We start from the raw sequence: 15,435 nt of genomic DNA, 5'->3' as shown, positions 1-15,435 counted from the left end.
GGGGCCGCACGAAATGACGGTTCGTCACCTCGCCCGGTGTCAGCTCGCGTTGGCGCGCCGCCGCCGTACCGCCACGAAGGACAGCGCCGCGATGCCCGCCACCGCCGCGCCGCCGAGGGCGAGTTGCGTCGTACCGATGCCGCCGGTCTTCTTCCCGGCGGTGGTGCCCTCGGGGCCGGCCGCGCCGCCGGGGAGGGTGTCGAGGTCGCTGGCGCAGACCGTGGGGGCCTTGGCGCCGTCGAGGAAGGCGCAGGCGGTGCTGGCCGCGCGCAGGGCCTTCTGGTCCGTCCTGCCGAGTTCGATGCGGGAGGTGAACTCGGCCTTCGTCCCGGCCTTGACGTCGGCGGTCCAGGTGATGACGCCGTTCTTGCCGACCTGGCCGCCCTCGGACGCCTCGGGGCGGCCCGCGGTCTCGGGGGCGCGCTGCTCGATACGGAGGTTGCCGAGGGCCTCGCCGCCCTGGTTGTGGACGATGATCCGGTAGGCGAGCTTGTCGCCGCTCGCCGCCTTGTCCACGCCGTCCGAGATCTCGATGGACATCGGGGGCGCCGCCTTCTTCTCGGCCGCGCCCTCTTCGGCAGGGCCGTCGGCGACCGCCGCGGTGACCGGCTGGAGCAGGGCGAGGCAGACGGCGGCCGGGACGAGGGCGATCCGGGACAGGCGCAGACCAGAGGTCACGGTGAGGGGTCCTTTCCGTACGGGCACGGGGTCATGCCAGCACGGGCCGTACGCCGCCCGGGCCCGACATTCCGATGATCACGCCCGCTTGGGTCACGGGTATGACGCCATCCGGGGGAACGGCCGGGCAACCCGTCTGTCGTACCTCTCAGGGACTCCATCCGGCCTAGATGATCCGACAATGCTACGAAAACAGCGCACGCGTACCCACCGCCTCGGCGCCGCGATCGGAGCGGTCCTGCTGGTCGCCCTCACCGCCGCGCCCGCCGGAGCCGGCGAGCCCTTCCGCGACCGCGCCGCACGCCTCGTCCAGGAGCACGAACGGGCGCGCGCCCAGGTCGGTTCGCTGCGCCGGGCGGACGCGGCACCGAAGCGGATCCGGGCCGCCGAGCGCCGTCGTACGACGCTCCGCAACCGGTTGTGGGACATGCTGCGGGCGCACGAGCGCGCCCTCGGCGACCCGGTCGCGGTCAACCCCTCGGGGAAGGGCGCGAGTTGCCCCCGGGGACGGACGACGGCCGCGCCGCGCGCGGTCTCCGGGTGGACGGCACCGGCCCGTGGCTACTGGCTCTCCGCCGGGTACGCCGCGCAGGGCAGCCGCTGGCAGAACCGGCACACCGGGCAGGACTTCGCGGTGGGCACCGGTACGCCCGTGTACGCGGTCGGCGCGGGCGAGGTCCGCGTCACCACCTGCGGTGACGGCTTCGGCAACCAGATCCTGGTCCGCCACCGGGACGGCTACTTCACGCAGTACGCCCACCTCTCGCGCATCGACGTCCGCAAGGGGCAGTGGGTGGCCGCCGGGCAGCGCATCGGGCTGTCGGGGGCGTCCGGCAACGTGACCGGGCCGCATCTGCACTTCGAGGTGCGGATCACCCCGTACCTGGGGTCGGCGGTGCCGCCGCTGCCGTGGCTGAAGCGGAAGTCGGTACGGGTAGTGCGGTAGCTCTCCAGGAGTACGCCCCGCGCGAGGACGGCGCGGGGCGTACTCCCCGGGGTCTACCCGGGTACCTCTCCGGTAGGGGGTCAGCCCGGGTGGATCACCGCGTCCCGGGCCACCGCTCGCAGCTGGGTCTTCTTCGTCGGCGTCAGCAGCGTGCTCGTACCGCTGGTCGTCGTGTCGACGCAGACGCCGCCGAACTGGGCGGAGTACAGGTAGTACGCCTTGGAGAAGTTCGTGAACGGCTTCCCGTCGACGAGGACGTTGTCGTAGCGGACGCCGTTGGTGACGGCCGCGCCCCAGTCGTGGATCTCGGTGACGACCTCGACCTGCGTGCCGGTGGGCGGCCCGGTGACGTGGACCGTCTGCCACCAGTCGCGGGTGACGTTCTTGATCGTCATCTCGTAGTCCTGCGAGTTCTTGACCGTCTTGATGCTCGCCTGGACGACGTCTCCGGGGCCGACCGCGCGCTTGGCGTAGACGTAGCTCGCCGGGAACTGCTCCCACCAGGCGTAGTACGACGCCTTGCCGGCGGTGCACTCCACGCTGGTGCCGATCTGGTTGAGCGGGTCCTGCCAGCTGTCGCCGCTGCCGAAGCCGATCCACTCGTCGGTGAGTCCGTCGGGGTTGCCGGTCGCGGTCGTGCAGTCGGCGGTCGGGACCTTCCACTGCGCGCTGACGCTGGTGTGGGCGCCGTCCAGCTGGAAGCCGGTCCAGTTGCCCTGGGGCGCGGTGCAGGCGGCGGCCTCGGCGAAGGCGGGGCCCGTCATCATCAGGGCCGAACAGGAGAGCGACCCGAGGACGGCGAGCCGTCGTTTTGTACGCATACGGCGATGTTCGAGTCCGTTCCCCGCGCACCCGCTCCGCCACTCCGGAGGCTGAGCCGCACGGGTGCGCGATTTCCCCCGGCCTGACGGGTGAACGCGACGATCACTCACGGGTGATTCCGGGGAACCGTGCGCGCAGGGCGCCCGCAGGACCGGTCACACCTCCGGGGGAGGGAGCGGGACAGCGTCCGGGGGACGATCAGGAAGGCAGCGCATGACCATCCGCCAGATCCGACTCAGACCCGGTACCTCCGGGGTACGACCTGATACCTCCGGGGTACGGGCCCGCCGCTGGGCGGCCTGCGCGGCTCTGGGCGCCGTGGCCCTCGGCGGGGCGGGCCTCACGCCGGCCTCCGCCCAGGGACGTACCTCTCAGGTCTCCTCCGTCTTCGGAGCTACGGCGGCTGCGGCGGATACGGCGGCTGGGCCGGTCCCCGACCCGGCGGACGTCTTCACTCCCGAGACCCGTAGTACCCGTAGTACCTCCGGCGAGCCCCGTACCCGTCGTACCTCCGGCGCCACATCCACCCCCGGCACCGCCGTGCGCCAGCGCACCGGCACCGTCCGCGACAGCGGCCTCGCGCCGATCTGCGAGCCGCCGCAGCCGGACCGCGAGGTCCGCTTCCCGCTCTTCGACGACGTCCTCGTGAAGGCCGTGGAGACCGGCCGCGAGACGGTCGACGGGAACCTCGTCTGGCACGGCGAGGTCCCCGGCACCACCGACCAGACGGTACTCGTCACCCTGGCCGGCGGCTGCGACGCCAAGCCGGGCAACGAGTACCTCGGCGCCCAATTCGCCCTGGGCGGCGCTCTGTTCGACATCAGCACGACCGGCCCCGGGAAGGTCCTGATCTCCGAGACAACGCCCCTGGTCGACGAGCACGAGACCCACGCCGTCCCGCCCCGCGTCGCAAACCCCGCGCCAGGAAGGGGAGTTCGGGCCCGCAAGGCGCCCAAGGCGAACTGCAAGGGCGGCGCGGGCATCGCGACCGTGGACACGCTGGTCGCCTACACCCCGAAGGCCAAGGCCGAGGCGGGCGGCGAGGCCCAGATCCGCGCGCAGGTCGTGAAGGGGGTCTCGCTGGCCAACGAGGCGTTCGCGGCGAGCGGCATCAAGGTCCGGCTGCGGCTGGTGTTCACGACGCCGGTCGACGTGCCGGCGGCGTACGACACGGTCTCCAGCGCCTCGCTGGCCGCATTCGCGAAGAAGGGCGACGGGGTCGCCGACACGCTGCCCGCGCTGCGCGACAAGTACGGCGCGGACCAGGTCAGCGTCATCGCCGGAGGCAAGGCGGCGGGCGGCATCGGGTACATCCCCGCGCCGCCGGGGCCGTCCTGGTCGGAGTGGACGTACACGGTCGTCGCCCAGTCCGCGATCGCGAGTTACTCCTTCGGCCACGAGGTCGGCCACAACCTCGGCTCCAACCACGACTGGACGACCGACCCGGCGCAGCCGGACAACGGGGCGAGCGGCTACTTCCCCGCGAAGGGCGAGTTCTCGACGCTGATGGCGTACGAATCGAGCTGCCGCACGGCGACGAAGGGCGCCTGCGGGCGGGTCAACCGGTTCTCCAACTCTCGCCAGAACTACCGGGGGTTGGCGCTCGGCAAGCCGATTACGCAGACCGACTCGGCGGACTCGGCGGCCGTCCTCGGCACCAACGGCAAGGCGGTCGCGGCGTACCGCAAGGCCGTCACGGACGACTCGTTGTGCGGCGTCACGACGTCCGTCTCCCCCGCCGCCTCCGGCACGGTCACCCCCGAGACGCCGGGCCCGTACGCGCACAACGCGACCGTCTACTTCACCGCGACCCCCGCCAAGGGGTACGTGTTCGACCACTGGACGCTCGACGGAAAGCAACAGACGTCCAAGGCAACCCGGTTCGCGATCACGACCGCCAACGACCGTACGCTGCAAGCGGTGTTCAAGAAGGGCACGACGCCCACGGCGAAGGTGACGACGAAGTCGACCGGCAGCGGGACGGTCAAGGCGAAGCCGACGAAGAAGTCCCTCGCCGCCGAAGACCCCACCGTGGGCACCGAGTTGCTGTACGAGGCCGTCCCCGAGGCCGGCTGGAGCTTCGCCGGGTGGAAGCTGAGCAGCGGCTCGTACGCGGGTGACATGTCGCGCGTCGGCGTCCAGGTCGGCGAGACGGACCAGGGTCTGGAGGCGGTCTTCGCCCGGCAGAAGTACGTCCTGGAACTCTGCCCGCACGGCCACGGCACGCTCACGGCGTCCCGCGCCGGCGGGTACGCCGCCGGAGACACCGCGATCGTCACGGCGAAACCCGCCAAGGACCATGTCCTCGCAGGGTGGTTGCTCGACGGGAAGCCGTACGCGGGCAGCCCCGGCGGCGAGGCGATCGTCAGCTTCACGGACGGCCGCAACCACACCCTGACGGCCAAGTTCCGCAAGAAGTAGCCGAGTTGCCCCGGCGCCGCCGAGCGGGAGGCCGGTGTGCTCCCGCCGGGCGGCGCCGGGGTGGGGCTGCCCCGCCGACCAGGGGCAGCCCCGCTTGTCGCCGCCGAGGGGAGGTGGGTGCCGGATGCCATGCCATGACAGTGGCCGTGGGGGTCCAGCCTGTCGGCCCCGGCGCCTCCCGTTCCCCTGGGCGGCACGACCAGGCTCCCGTACCGGAGGGGGCGGGCGCAGTCCGGCGCGGGAAGATCCGTACACCTAGCCGCCGGTCCGGGCGGATTGCCGTATGCGTACGTACCCCTACCGGGCGGGCGGCGTCATACCCGTAGCCCTCAGCTCTCAGGGTCCGACGGTCGTCGGGATCTCCGTCCTGGACGTGATGCCGAGTTTCGCCAGGATGTGCTCGACGTGCGCGTCGACGGTCCGTTTGGAGATGACGAGGCGTTCGGCGATCTCCCGGTTGGACAGCCCCTGGGCGACCAGGGCGGCGACCTCTCGCTCGCGGCGGGTGAGGGTGTCCAGGGAGCGGTGGCCGTCGGGGGTATGACGGGTAGGGGGGGTACGACGGTCGGCGGGGGGACCGTCGGGGACGGGTACGTCGGCGTCCGCGCGGACCGCCTCCAGCACCTCGCGCCCCGACATCCGCGCCCCGATCTCCCGCCAGCGCTCGAACGCCTCGCTCCCGAGGGCGGCCCGCACCGACTTCTGGACGGCCTCCCGCTCCTCCAGCAGGCGCGGCAGGAGCGTGACGGGGTCGCCGCCGAGGCGCCGGGCGTGTTCGGCGTACCCCATCAACCAGCAGGCGCGGACGTAACGTTGGTGCTGCTCGGCGTGCCAGGACAGGCCGAGGCAGGTGAGCGCGGCGACCAGGATCTCCCCTATCTCGGCGGCGGCGTCCAGGCCGAGCCGGAAGCACGCGACGGCCTCGGTGTGCTCCCCCGCGAGGTGGAGGATGAGCCCCTTCGTCACGACGGTCGAGGCGTACAGCTGCCGCTCCCCGCGCCCGTCGAGGTATGTCATACCTGTCTCGCACAGCTCCAGCGCGCCCTTGGTGTCCCCGAACACGGCCCGCAGCAGGGCGGCTTCGTAGTGGATGACGCCGATCGCGAGGCCGTCCCCGGAGTCGAGGATGCGCCGCCGCGCGACCTCCACCTCGGCGAGCCCCTGCTCGACGGAGCCGCCGAACGCGGTCATGGCTCCCAGGTATCCCTCGGCCGAGAGGACCACCCGCTCCGCTCCGCACCTGCGGGCCACGTCGTACGCCTGGGGGAAGCGGTCGAGGGAGGTCTCCAGGTCACCCGCCCACACCCCGAAGATGCCGGTCATCAGCAGGCCCCAGGCGCGCTCGGGGCAGTCCTGCGGGGTGAGTCCGAGGCCCTTGTCGATCCAGTGGTGGCCCTCGGAGAGGGTGCCGGCCGCCCGCCAGTACGGCCCGAGCCGCGCCGCCAGCCACAGCGCCTCCACGCCCCGGCCCTGCACCGCGCAGCCGTACTCCAGGGCGGCCCGGACGTCGGCGATGTTCTCGCGGACGGCGCGGTGCAGGGCGACCTGCGCGGGGCTGAGGAACTCGTCCCAGAACCGGCCCACGAGACGTTCGTAGTACGCGAAGTGCCGTTGTTTCACGGCCTGTTGGTCGGCGGCGGTGAGGCGTCCGGCGCCGTACTCGCGGATCGTGTCGAGGAGGCGGTAGCGTCCGCCGTCCTCGCCGATGCGCTGCACGACGGACTTGTCCACGAGGCCGATCAGGGCCTCCACGACCTCGCCGGGCGGCAACTCGCCGTCGCCGCAGACCTGTTCGGCCGACGTCAGCTCGAACGACCCGGCGAACACGGAGAGTCGGGCCCACAGCAGGCGTTCGTGCGGGGTGCACAGGTCGTACGACCAGTCGATGGCCGTACGGAGCGTCTGGTGGCGCGTCAGGGACGTACGGCGGCCTCCGGTCAGCACCTCGAAGCGCTGGTCGAGCCGTGCGACCAGCTCCGCGAGGGGGACCGCGCGCAGGCGTACGGCGGCGAGTTCGAGGGCGAGCGGCATGCCGTCGAGGCGGTCGACGAGGGCGAGGGTGCGCTCGCGGTCGCCCTCGTCGAGGAGCACGCCGCCATTCACCGCCGCCGCGCGCTGCACGAACAGGTCGACCGCGTCCTGCCTGCCCAGCGGGGTGATGGGGACGCAGTACTCACCGGGTACGTCCAGCGGCTGACGGCTGGTCGCCAGCACGCTGAGGCTCGGGGCCTCGCGCAGGAGGATGTCGCAGAGCATCGCGCAGGCGTCGACGAGGTGTTCGCAGGTGTCGAGGACGAGCAGGATGCGGCGGTCGCGGAGGTGTTCGACGACCGCGTCCAGCGGGCTCATGCCGGGCTGCTCCGGCAGTTCGAGGACGCCGGCCAGGGTGGCGGGCACCAACTCCGGGTCGTGCAGGGCCGACAGCTCGACCAGGCGGACGCCGTCGGCGAACCGCGCCGCCGAGACGCCGGCCGCGCGCAGCGCCGTACGGCTCTTGCCGACGCCGCCGGGGCCGACCAGTGTCACCAGCCTGGCGCGGCCCAACGCGTCGCGCAGCAGCGCGAGTTCCTCCGACCTGCCGACGAAGCTCGTGAGTTCGACCGGCAGTTGACCGCCACGCCGCTGTCCGAAGCCGAATCCCATCTGTCCCCCGTGTTCGCGCCGGTCGCCACCCTGTCACCATCACAGCGTAAGCACACTGCTGCCGAGCGTGAATGGCGCGCGGAGGCGTAGGTATCACTCGGCCTGGGGACGGGGATCGAAAACGTGCGCGAGGGGTGAAAGGGGAGGGAGAGGTGGGGTGTTGGGGGGTGGAGGGGCGGCCGGGTACGGGGGCGGTCTTTCCTGCGGGCCGCTCAGGCCATCCAGAAGAAGACCGCCGTCATGCGCTTGTCCTCCAGGGTCGTCCCGCAGTAACCCGTCGCGCTGTGCACGAGGTTGGCGTTGTAGAGGAGGAGGCGGTTGTACTTGTGGGGGACGCGTACGTCCTCCTCGAAGGCGTCGGGGGCGACGAAGCGGGTGCCGAGGGCATCGACGAGGTTGTTGTGGGGGGACTGGACGACGTTGCCGCCGAGCCGGCCACCGGACAGGGACTGCCGGTAGAAGGCGGTGCCGCAGTCCTTGGGAGCTACGGGGTTGAGGTACAGGACGGCGGCGTACCGGCACAGCGACCGCGAGTCGGTGTGCGGCCGGGGCTCGCTCTCGCCCTCCCCGACGACCTGCACGCAGTTGTGGTTGAGGGTGCCCCCGCCGGGCGCCTCCTGCACCCACAGCTTCTTCGCCCCGGTCGCCCGCATCACCAGCCGTTCCACACGGGCGAGTTCACCGGGCTGGAGCCCCGGCATGGCCCGCAGCCCCGGCCAGGTCTCGGAGGTGTACGGGTACCCCCTGACCCAGTCGTCGTGGGCGAGACACCGTTCCCGTACGGCGTCCACCTCAGGTATGACGTCGTCGATCACCCAGTAGTCCCGGCCCTTGGTCGGCTTCCGGTAGGGCAGTACGGGCAGCTGCGGCGCGCGTGGTTGTGGGGGCATGCGGCGAATGTAAGACCGGGGTAAGCAAGCGCTCGCCCGCACTTTGCCCAAACCCCGCCCAAGAAACTTTTTGCCACCCGGGTGAGTCATCAGCCGATTCCGTCCGTACTCCTGTACGTCCGATCCCGCCGCCCTCGCGCGGCGGGCTCCCCGACCGGGCAGGAGACACGGTGCGCTTTTCACGCAACGCGATGGGCACTCTCTTCGTGGGCGGCGCCCTGAGCATGACCCTCGCCGCACTCGTCTACCCATCGATGCTGGGTGTCGAGACAGCATCCGCCTCCAACGACAGGATCATCGCCAACACCCAGTGGGGCCCCCTCACCGAGGGCGACCGCGACTTCGTGGTGAAGGTGCGCGCGGCCGGCCTGTGGGAGTACCCGGTGGGCCAGCTCGGCGTACAGAAGGGCACCAGCCAGGGTGTCATCGTGGCGAGTCAGCACCTCATCGACGGCCACGCCGCCCTCGACGAGACGTGCCGCAAGATCGCGCCGATGCTCAACGTCACCCTGCCGAACGTGGCCAGTCCCCAACAGGTTGGCTTCGTCAGCCAGTTGACGTCCGACACCAAGGGCGACCAGTTCGACCGGGACTTCGCCAACATCCTGCGCATCACGCACGGTTCGATCTTCAACACCGTCGCGAAGATCCGCTCGACCACCAAGAACACGCTGGTGCGCGCGCTGGCCGACCAGGCCAACGACACGGTCCTCGACCACATCACGGTGATGGAGCAGACGGGTCTCGTCGACATCGACCAGTCCCTGTTCCAGCAGACCACACCGCCCAAGCTGCCCAAGTCCGACCTGACGCCGCCGCCCGGCGTCCCCGGCGGGCAGGTGCTCGTCCTCACCCCGCCGCCGACCTCGACCTCGACGCCGGTCGACATCGACAAGATCGCCGGTGCCAGCGCGGGCGTCACGTCGGCGCCGAACGCGGGCGGGAACAACGGGAACAACAACGGCGGTAACAACAACGGCGGCTGACGGCTAGTCAACTCGCTCTGGCCATACGCAAGTTGACAGCGTTCCCACGCGAAGATCACGATGTCTCCCACACCCCTGGCGCACCGATCCGTGCGCCGGGTGTTCCTCCTGGTCCATACGGCCGCCACAGCCCGGCGGTTGTGCGGGACCAGCCACGTGATCCGACCGACCACCCCTGGCTCCGACTGACTTGATGTGCCGTCAGATCGATGCGCCGAGATGGGATACGCATGTCCATAGCGAGAAGTGTCACCGCGCGCCGCCTGCTGGGGACGGGCGTCGCGTCGCTCGCCCTGTGCGCCGCCTCCGTCGCCGCCGCGTCCGGCGCGTGGGCGACCACCGGCGGCGGGCACGGGTGGAACAACGGCGGCCAGTACCGGCCCGGCACCGGCGCGGGCGAGAAGACCGAGGCCGACCGCTGCCAGTTCTCGCTCGACGGAAACACCTTCTTCGACTCCGTGAAGGTCGACGACCAGAACCTCAAGCCCTCCGGCGACGGGAAGGTCCACGTCACCGTGCTCGGCGCGGGCGGCACCTGCACGGTCTCCCTCTCCTCGTACCTCGCGCACGGCGCGACCTTCAACACCTCCGGCGAGCAGGTCTTCGTCGACTTCGACACCGTCACGGTGAAGAAGGGCCAGAAGGACACGCTCGACCTCGCCGTCCCGAACGCGGGCTGCTTCGCGCAGGTCGACCTCTACCGGGGCGCGGTCAAGTTCGACGGCAGGAAAGACGCCAACGACGGCTTCGAACATGGTGAGTTGCCGAAGGGCCCGGACCGCCTGGTCATCAAGGACAAGCTGATCGCGGCCTGGAACGGCGGTACGAAGGACTGCACCGTCGCCGAGCAGCCGCCGGCCTCGACGCCGCCGGCCACCCCGCCCGCCGAGCAGCCCCCGGCCTCCACCCCGCCATCCGGCGGCACGGAGACTCCGCCGTCCTCGACCTCGCCGTCCCCGTCCGCCTCGGAGCCGTCGTCCACGCCGCCGGGCGACGGCGGGTCCTCCGAGTCGCCCACCCCGTCCGCCTCCGCCTCCGCCTCCGCCTCCCAGAGCACTCCCCCGGCCGCCCCCACGCCCAACGGCGGCGGCGGGAACCTCGCCGAGACCGGTGCGAACGGCAACACGGGCGTGCTCATCGGCGGTGCGGCGGCGCTCGTCGCGGGCGGCGCGGCGGTCGTGGTGGCGACGCGGCGTCGGCGGGGCGCGCAGTCGTGAGGGGGGTAGTACCCGTGTAGTACCTGGGGGCTACGGCGCTCGGGTGCCGTGACCCGCGTCATACCCGTAGTACCCGTAAAACCACTGGCGACGCGGCGCGTTCGCGCGCTAGCGTCACCGTATGAAGCGCGCCTGTTCGTCCTCCACGACGACGCCGGACCAGGTCCCGGCGCGCTGACAGCTGAGCTGATCGACGAAGCCCCGGGGCGAGTGCCCCGGGGCTTTCGCGTGGGGTCGCTCACCTCTCCACCAGCGAGGAGACCCTCCGATGGACCCCCACAAGAACGCCGCCGCGTACGACGACCACCGCCGCCTCGGCCGTGAACTCGACCTCTTCGACACCGACCCCCTGATCGGCGCCGGCCTGCCGTACTGGCTCCCGGACGGGGCGGTCGTACGCCACGAACTGGAGGAGTACGTACGGAAGTTGGAGGTCGGGGCCGGATACCGGCACGTGTACTCGCCGGTCCTCGGCAAACGGGAGCTGTACGAGATCTCGGGCCACTGGGACCACTACAGCGACGACATGTTCCCCCCGATGCGGCTCGGCTCCGAGGACGTCGTCCTGCGTCCGAGCCTGTGCCCCCACCACGCCCTGATCTACCGCTCCCGCGCCCGCAGCTACCGCGAACTCCCGCTCAGAATCGCCGAGTTGGGTGGCATGTACCGCTCCGAGCTGTCCGGCGTCCTCGGCGGCCTGACCCGGGTCCGCGCGATCCAGCTGAACGACGCGCATGTCTTCTGCACCCTCGACCAGGCCGTGGACGAGGCGGCGTCGGCGCTGCGCCTGATCCGCCGCGCGTACGACGACCTCGGCATCGAGGCGTCCCGCTACCGGCTGTCGCTGCCCGGCGAGGGCGGCAAGTACGTCGCCGGTCCCGAGCTGTGGAGCAGGGCAACCGCGTTGCTGCGGAAGGCGCTTGACGGGATCGCGTACGAGGAGGCGGAGGGCGAGGCCGCGTTCTACGGCCCGAAGATCGACGTACAGATCACCGACCCCGCGGGGCGCGAGGCGACCCTGTCGACCGTGCAGATCGACTTCCACCAGCCCGAGCGGTTCGGGCTCACCTACATCGGCGCCGACGGCGCGAAGCACCGGCCGGTGATGGTCCACCGCAGCATCGTCGGCAGCGTCGAGCGGGCGGTGGCCCACCTGATCGAACAGCACAAGGGCGCCTTCCCCGTCTGGCTCGCGCCGGTCCAGCTCGCGGTGCTCCCGGTCTCCGAGGCACAGGAGGCTCACTCCCTGGAGCTAGTACGTGAGGCGGAGTCCTCAGGTATCAGGGTCGTGTACGCCGGGCCGGACCAGGGGACCCTGGGGGCCAGGATCCGGGCGGCCCGGCTGGTGCCGTACCAGGCGGTGATCGGCGAGCGGGAGGCGTCGGCCGGGCGGGCCGCCGTACGGCTGCGGGACGGGCGGCAGGTCGGGGAGGTGGAGCCGGCGGAGCTGGTGCGGCGGATCGGGGGGCGGGTGGCGGCGCGGGGGACCGGGCTGTGGGAGTGAGGGGGTGCGCTCGGGGCCGTACCTGCGGGGTACGCCTCCGGGCTGTACCTGCGGGGTACGCCTCCGGGTGTGCGAGAAACCGCCCTGTGAGGTTGATCGACACCGCCTAGGCTCGGCAGCACAGCCACCCGACACGACCGCCACCCGGAAGAGGTCCCGTGACCATCCAGCCCACCCCCGTGATCATGGACGTGGACACCGGTGTCGACGACGCCCTGGCCCTGCTGTTCGCCGTCCGGCACCCGGCGATCGACCTGCGGGCGGTGAGCTGCGTCGCCGGGAACACGGATGTGGACGGCGTCGTCCGCAACACCCTGACCGTGCTGGAGCTGGCGGGCGCGCCGGACATCCCCGTCGCCCGGGGAGCGGAGCGCCCGCTGATCGAACCGGCGCGCTCGGCGCACCACGTGCACGGCGTGGACGGCATGGGCGACCTCGGTCTCGCACCCCCTACCCGTACCCCTGTGGAGCTGGACGCCGTCTCCCTCCTGCGGCGCGAGATCCTCGCGTCGCCGCGCAAGGTGACGCTGGTCCCGACGGCCCCGTTCACCAACATCGCGCTGCTGCTGCGGACGTACCCCGAGGTCACCGCGAACATCGAGCGGATCGTCTTCATGGGCGGCGCGGTGGAGGTCGGGAACGCCACCCCCGTCTCGGAGTTCAACGTCTGGCACGACCCGGAGGCGGCGGCCGTCCTGCTGAGCGCCGGGGTCCCTCTCACGATGTACGGGCTGGACGTCTTCCGGCAGGTCCTGGTCCCCGGGGACGACATCGCCCGGCTGCGGGCGAGCGGGGACCCGGTACTACGTCTGACGGGTGACCTGCTGGCCCACCGCGACCCCGACACCAGCGGCGACCCCAGCCCCACCGGCTGCCTCGGCGACGCGGGCGCGGTCTGCGCGGTCGCCGACCCCGGGGGCCTCACCACGGCGCTCCTCCCGGTCGAGGTCTCCCTCGCCCCCGGACCGACCCGGGGCCAGACGGTCGTCGACCGACGCCCGCGCCCCGGCGAGGCGGAGGTCCACGGCCAGGGCCGCGGAGGGGTACTGGTGGACGTAGCTCTGGAGGTTGACGTGGACCGGTACGTGAAGCTGTACCTGGAGGCGCTGGAGGGCTAGGTACTACCCCCGCACACCCACCCGCAGGAACCTCGTCCCCCGGACGGACCGCCACGGTGGCCGGTCCTCGGGCGGGGTGCTGGCGTGGGAGCAGGTGTCCCTGCGTCAGGAGGCGGGTGCGGTGCGTCGAGCCCTGGGTGTGAGCGTGGCGTTGGTGTGTGCGGGGGCGATGGCGGGGTGCGCGGCGCTCGGTCTCGAACATCCGGCGGTCGCCCCGCAGCCCACGCCGACCATCGCCAAGTCCCCGTCCCCGCAGGCGAGTCCGAAGGCGCCGGGCGTGCTGAGCGAGGAGCAGGCACGGGCCGCCCTGCTCACCGTCGCCGACCTGGGCGCCCCCTGGACGACGACCCGGGGCGCGGCGACCTGGCGGGACGGGGTGCTGAAGGCGACCAGTACGGCCCCGGAGTGCGCCCGCTTCCTCGACGCCCTGTACGCCGACGAACTGCTCGGCGCCCCCGCCCGCGCCGCCGTCGGTCTCGACGACGCCGACACCGACGCGCAGCTCCGCTTCCAGGTGACCGCCCAGCGCCCCGTCGCGGAGGTGGACCGCGCGCTGGCCTGGCTGAAGACGATCCCCCAGGTGTGCGCCCGCTTCACCGCGACCTCGCCGAAGAAGGCCGTCCAGGACGTCATGGTGACCGAGGCACCCCTACCTGAGGTGGGGGACGTACGACAGGGTCTCCATGTCACTCTCACGAGCCACAACGAGGACGGCGAGCCCTCCACCCTCACCCTCGACGTCGCCGCCGTCCGCGCGGGCGACGACGCGTACACCCTGACGAACGGCGGCATGGGCGACGTCGCGAACGAGGCGACCCAGATCGGCGTACAGCTCGGCGCGCTGCGGCTGGCGGACGTGCGCAGGCAGGGGCGGGTGCAGGTGTAGGGGCGGCGTGGGATTCCTGAACTCGGCGGTGTTTCCGGCGAGGTTGGAGTCCCCGTCCGGCGAACAGCGGTACGGAGAAAGGCTGTTACGGCTTCTCGCACGGGTCCTTCGGCTGGGCGATCCGTACGACGGCGTCGGCCGCCGGCACCGGTGGCCACGCCTCGTCCGAGCCCAACTCCCCTTCGGGAACCCACGTTCCGGTGACCGTCCGCTCGACGGGGCCTCCGGCGGGCAGCGCGGAAAACGTGCCCACGCCCTGGGCCACACGGGCCGCCGCTTCCCGTCCGGCGCTGCAACTCCCCAGGGCCGGGGGCGGGCAGAGGAGGAGCGCGAGGGCTGGGCGAGCCGGCAGCCAGGCCAACCTGGGGGCGTGGCCGAGGAGTTGACCGGGGTGTGGGTCGGCTTCGCCGTCGTGAACGTAGCCGTCGCCATCGCCGTACTCGTCCGCCTGTGCCCGAGCCGGCGCGCCGCCCCGGATTCCCCGGAGGGCGAGCTGTGGCGGCGCCGATCTGCCAACGCGTCCGCACGCACACCCCCGTACGGGTAAGCCCTTCATATCTCGTACAGAAACCGCTTGCACAACTCCCTCGTGACCCCCTTGCCCTCATACCCGTACACCCCTAGGTTGGTCGACACCCCGAACACGGCGTGACACCCCGAACACGCACGTTGTACAGCGCGCCTCCGCCCCGCTGTGGCCACCACCTCCTGTGAGGTCCTCCGTGCCCCGAACCACCACCATCACCCGCGGCCTCGCCGCCGCCCTGATCGCCGTGACCGCCCTGGTCCTCGCGTCGACCACGGGGCATACGGGGACCGGCCAGGAGCGCCCCGCCGCACAGACCGCGGATGAGTTGGGCGGTCGCTGAGAAGCGGGCCGCGAGCGGAGCCGGGCCGGCGTACGGCGTGAGCCGGGTGGCGGGAATCACGCCGTCTAACCCTCCGGTATTAGCCGTCTACACCCTTACCGTGGAGAAATGTCCTCTCTGGCCCGAATCAGCAGCTCGTACGCCCCGCGCTTCGCGGAGTTCGCGTTCGAGCCCGGTTTCGTGGCCGAGGTCGACCAGCACGTCGCGGAGCTGCGCGACCGGCTGGCGGCGAACCACGCGGGCCTGATCCCCCGCCCGCCGCACCGCGAGGACCTCGCGGACTACGCCCTGGGTTTCCTGGACGCCCTCGACGAGCTCGACTGGCGCGAACCGGTGGGCCACGACTACGCGGTGTGCCGGCTGACCGCGATCACTTGGCTGATCCACCAGCACGACCTGGTTGTGGAAAACATGTAAGGATCAGTTCACAGAAAGCGCTTGTACTCTCAACTTCT

At 71.7% G+C, this 15,435-nt stretch carries 15 protein-coding genes; 10 read left to right on the top strand and 5 right to left on the bottom strand.

Annotated features, from left to right (window positions below):
* Positions 1 to 39 precede the first annotated feature (39 nt).
* Positions 40 to 678, bottom strand: coding sequence for an LPXTG cell wall anchor domain-containing protein (locus ACQCO7_RS22620; RefSeq protein WP_464073562.1), 639 nt, complete (start codon positions 676 to 678; stop codon positions 40 to 42).
* A 181-nt stretch (positions 679 to 859) separates the two neighbouring features.
* On the opposite strand from ACQCO7_RS22620, the gene ACQCO7_RS22615 reads away from it, so the two are divergent.
* Complete coding sequence (locus ACQCO7_RS22615; RefSeq protein WP_464073561.1) at positions 860 to 1,624, top strand: M23 family metallopeptidase; 765 nt, start codon at positions 860 to 862, stop codon at positions 1,622 to 1,624.
* An 80-nt stretch (positions 1,625 to 1,704) separates the two neighbouring features.
* Here the strand turns inward: ACQCO7_RS22615 and ACQCO7_RS22610 are convergent, their stop codons facing one another.
* Entirely contained in the window at positions 1,705 to 2,445 is a 741-nt protein-coding gene (locus ACQCO7_RS22610) for a G1 family glutamic endopeptidase (protein ID WP_464073560.1), read from the bottom strand.
* A gap of 214 nt (positions 2,446 to 2,659) precedes the next feature.
* Here ACQCO7_RS22610 and ACQCO7_RS22605 point away from each other — a divergent pair, with 214 nt between their 5' ends.
* Positions 2,660 to 4,867, top strand: coding sequence for an InlB B-repeat-containing protein (locus tag ACQCO7_RS22605; RefSeq protein WP_464073559.1), 2,208 nt, complete (start codon positions 2,660 to 2,662; stop codon positions 4,865 to 4,867).
* A 336-nt stretch (positions 4,868 to 5,203) separates the two neighbouring features.
* On the opposite strand, the gene ACQCO7_RS22600 is transcribed toward ACQCO7_RS22605, so the two are convergent.
* Both ACQCO7_RS22600 and ACQCO7_RS22595 read right to left on the bottom strand, forming a co-directional pair.
* Positions 5,204 to 7,510: a LuxR C-terminal-related transcriptional regulator gene (locus tag ACQCO7_RS22600; protein ID WP_464073558.1), complete on the bottom strand. Its 2,307-nt coding sequence runs from the start codon at positions 7,508 to 7,510 to the stop codon at positions 5,204 to 5,206.
* Between the two features lie 212 nt (positions 7,511 to 7,722).
* Entirely contained in the window at positions 7,723 to 8,400 is a 678-nt protein-coding gene (locus tag ACQCO7_RS22595) for a DUF6445 family protein (RefSeq protein ID WP_029183562.1), read from the bottom strand.
* 191 nt (positions 8,401 to 8,591) lie between these two features.
* On the opposite strand from ACQCO7_RS22595, the gene ACQCO7_RS22590 reads away from it, so the two are divergent.
* The 5 genes from ACQCO7_RS22590 (at position 8,592) to ACQCO7_RS22570 (ending at position 14,111) form a co-directional block, all read left to right on the top strand.
* A complete protein-coding gene (locus ACQCO7_RS22590) occupies positions 8,592 to 9,386 on the top strand; it encodes a DUF4142 domain-containing protein (protein WP_464077268.1) in 795 nt (264 codons plus the stop codon).
* A gap of 230 nt (positions 9,387 to 9,616) precedes the next feature.
* On the top strand, positions 9,617 to 10,603 hold the full coding sequence (locus ACQCO7_RS22585) for an LAETG motif-containing sortase-dependent surface protein (RefSeq protein WP_464073557.1): 987 nt from the start codon (positions 9,617 to 9,619) through the stop codon (positions 10,601 to 10,603).
* 268 nt (positions 10,604 to 10,871) lie between these two features.
* Positions 10,872 to 12,107, top strand: coding sequence for a threonine--tRNA ligase (gene thrS, locus ACQCO7_RS22580; protein WP_464073556.1), 1,236 nt, complete (start codon positions 10,872 to 10,874; stop codon positions 12,105 to 12,107).
* A 158-nt stretch (positions 12,108 to 12,265) separates the two neighbouring features.
* Entirely contained in the window at positions 12,266 to 13,225 is a 960-nt protein-coding gene (locus ACQCO7_RS22575; protein WP_464073555.1) for a nucleoside hydrolase, read from the top strand.
* Positions 13,226 to 13,394: 169 nt separating this feature from the next.
* Positions 13,395 to 14,111, top strand: coding sequence for a hypothetical protein (locus ACQCO7_RS22570; RefSeq protein WP_464077267.1), 717 nt, complete (start codon positions 13,395 to 13,397; stop codon positions 14,109 to 14,111).
* Positions 14,112 to 14,196: 85 nt separating this feature from the next.
* Here the strand turns inward: ACQCO7_RS22570 and ACQCO7_RS22565 are convergent, their stop codons facing one another.
* The gene (locus ACQCO7_RS22565) at positions 14,197 to 14,364 is read right to left on the bottom strand and encodes a hypothetical protein (protein ID WP_464073554.1); all 168 of its coding nucleotides are present in this window, start codon (positions 14,362 to 14,364) and stop codon (positions 14,197 to 14,199) included.
* Positions 14,365 to 14,481: 117 nt separating this feature from the next.
* Between ACQCO7_RS22565 and ACQCO7_RS22560 the strand changes: the two genes are divergently transcribed.
* The 3 genes from ACQCO7_RS22560 (at position 14,482) to ACQCO7_RS22550 (ending at position 15,397) form a co-directional block, all read left to right on the top strand.
* Positions 14,482 to 14,658 (top strand): hypothetical protein, encoded by a 177-nt coding sequence (locus ACQCO7_RS22560; RefSeq protein ID WP_464073553.1) that lies wholly within the window; start codon positions 14,482 to 14,484, stop codon positions 14,656 to 14,658.
* Positions 14,659 to 14,833: 175 nt separating this feature from the next.
* A complete protein-coding gene (locus ACQCO7_RS22555; protein WP_464073552.1) occupies positions 14,834 to 14,980 on the top strand; it encodes a hypothetical protein in 147 nt (48 codons plus the stop codon).
* A 108-nt stretch (positions 14,981 to 15,088) separates the two neighbouring features.
* On the top strand, positions 15,089 to 15,397 hold the full coding sequence (locus tag ACQCO7_RS22550; protein ID WP_464073551.1) for a DUF6401 family natural product biosynthesis protein: 309 nt from the start codon (positions 15,089 to 15,091) through the stop codon (positions 15,395 to 15,397).
* The last annotated feature ends 38 nt before the right edge of the window (positions 15,398 to 15,435 follow it).

This window comes from Streptomyces saintjeani, from assembly GCF_055409605.1.
The sequence above is the reverse complement of the archived record's forward strand: the minus strand, read 5'-3'. Positions and strand labels throughout refer to the sequence as shown.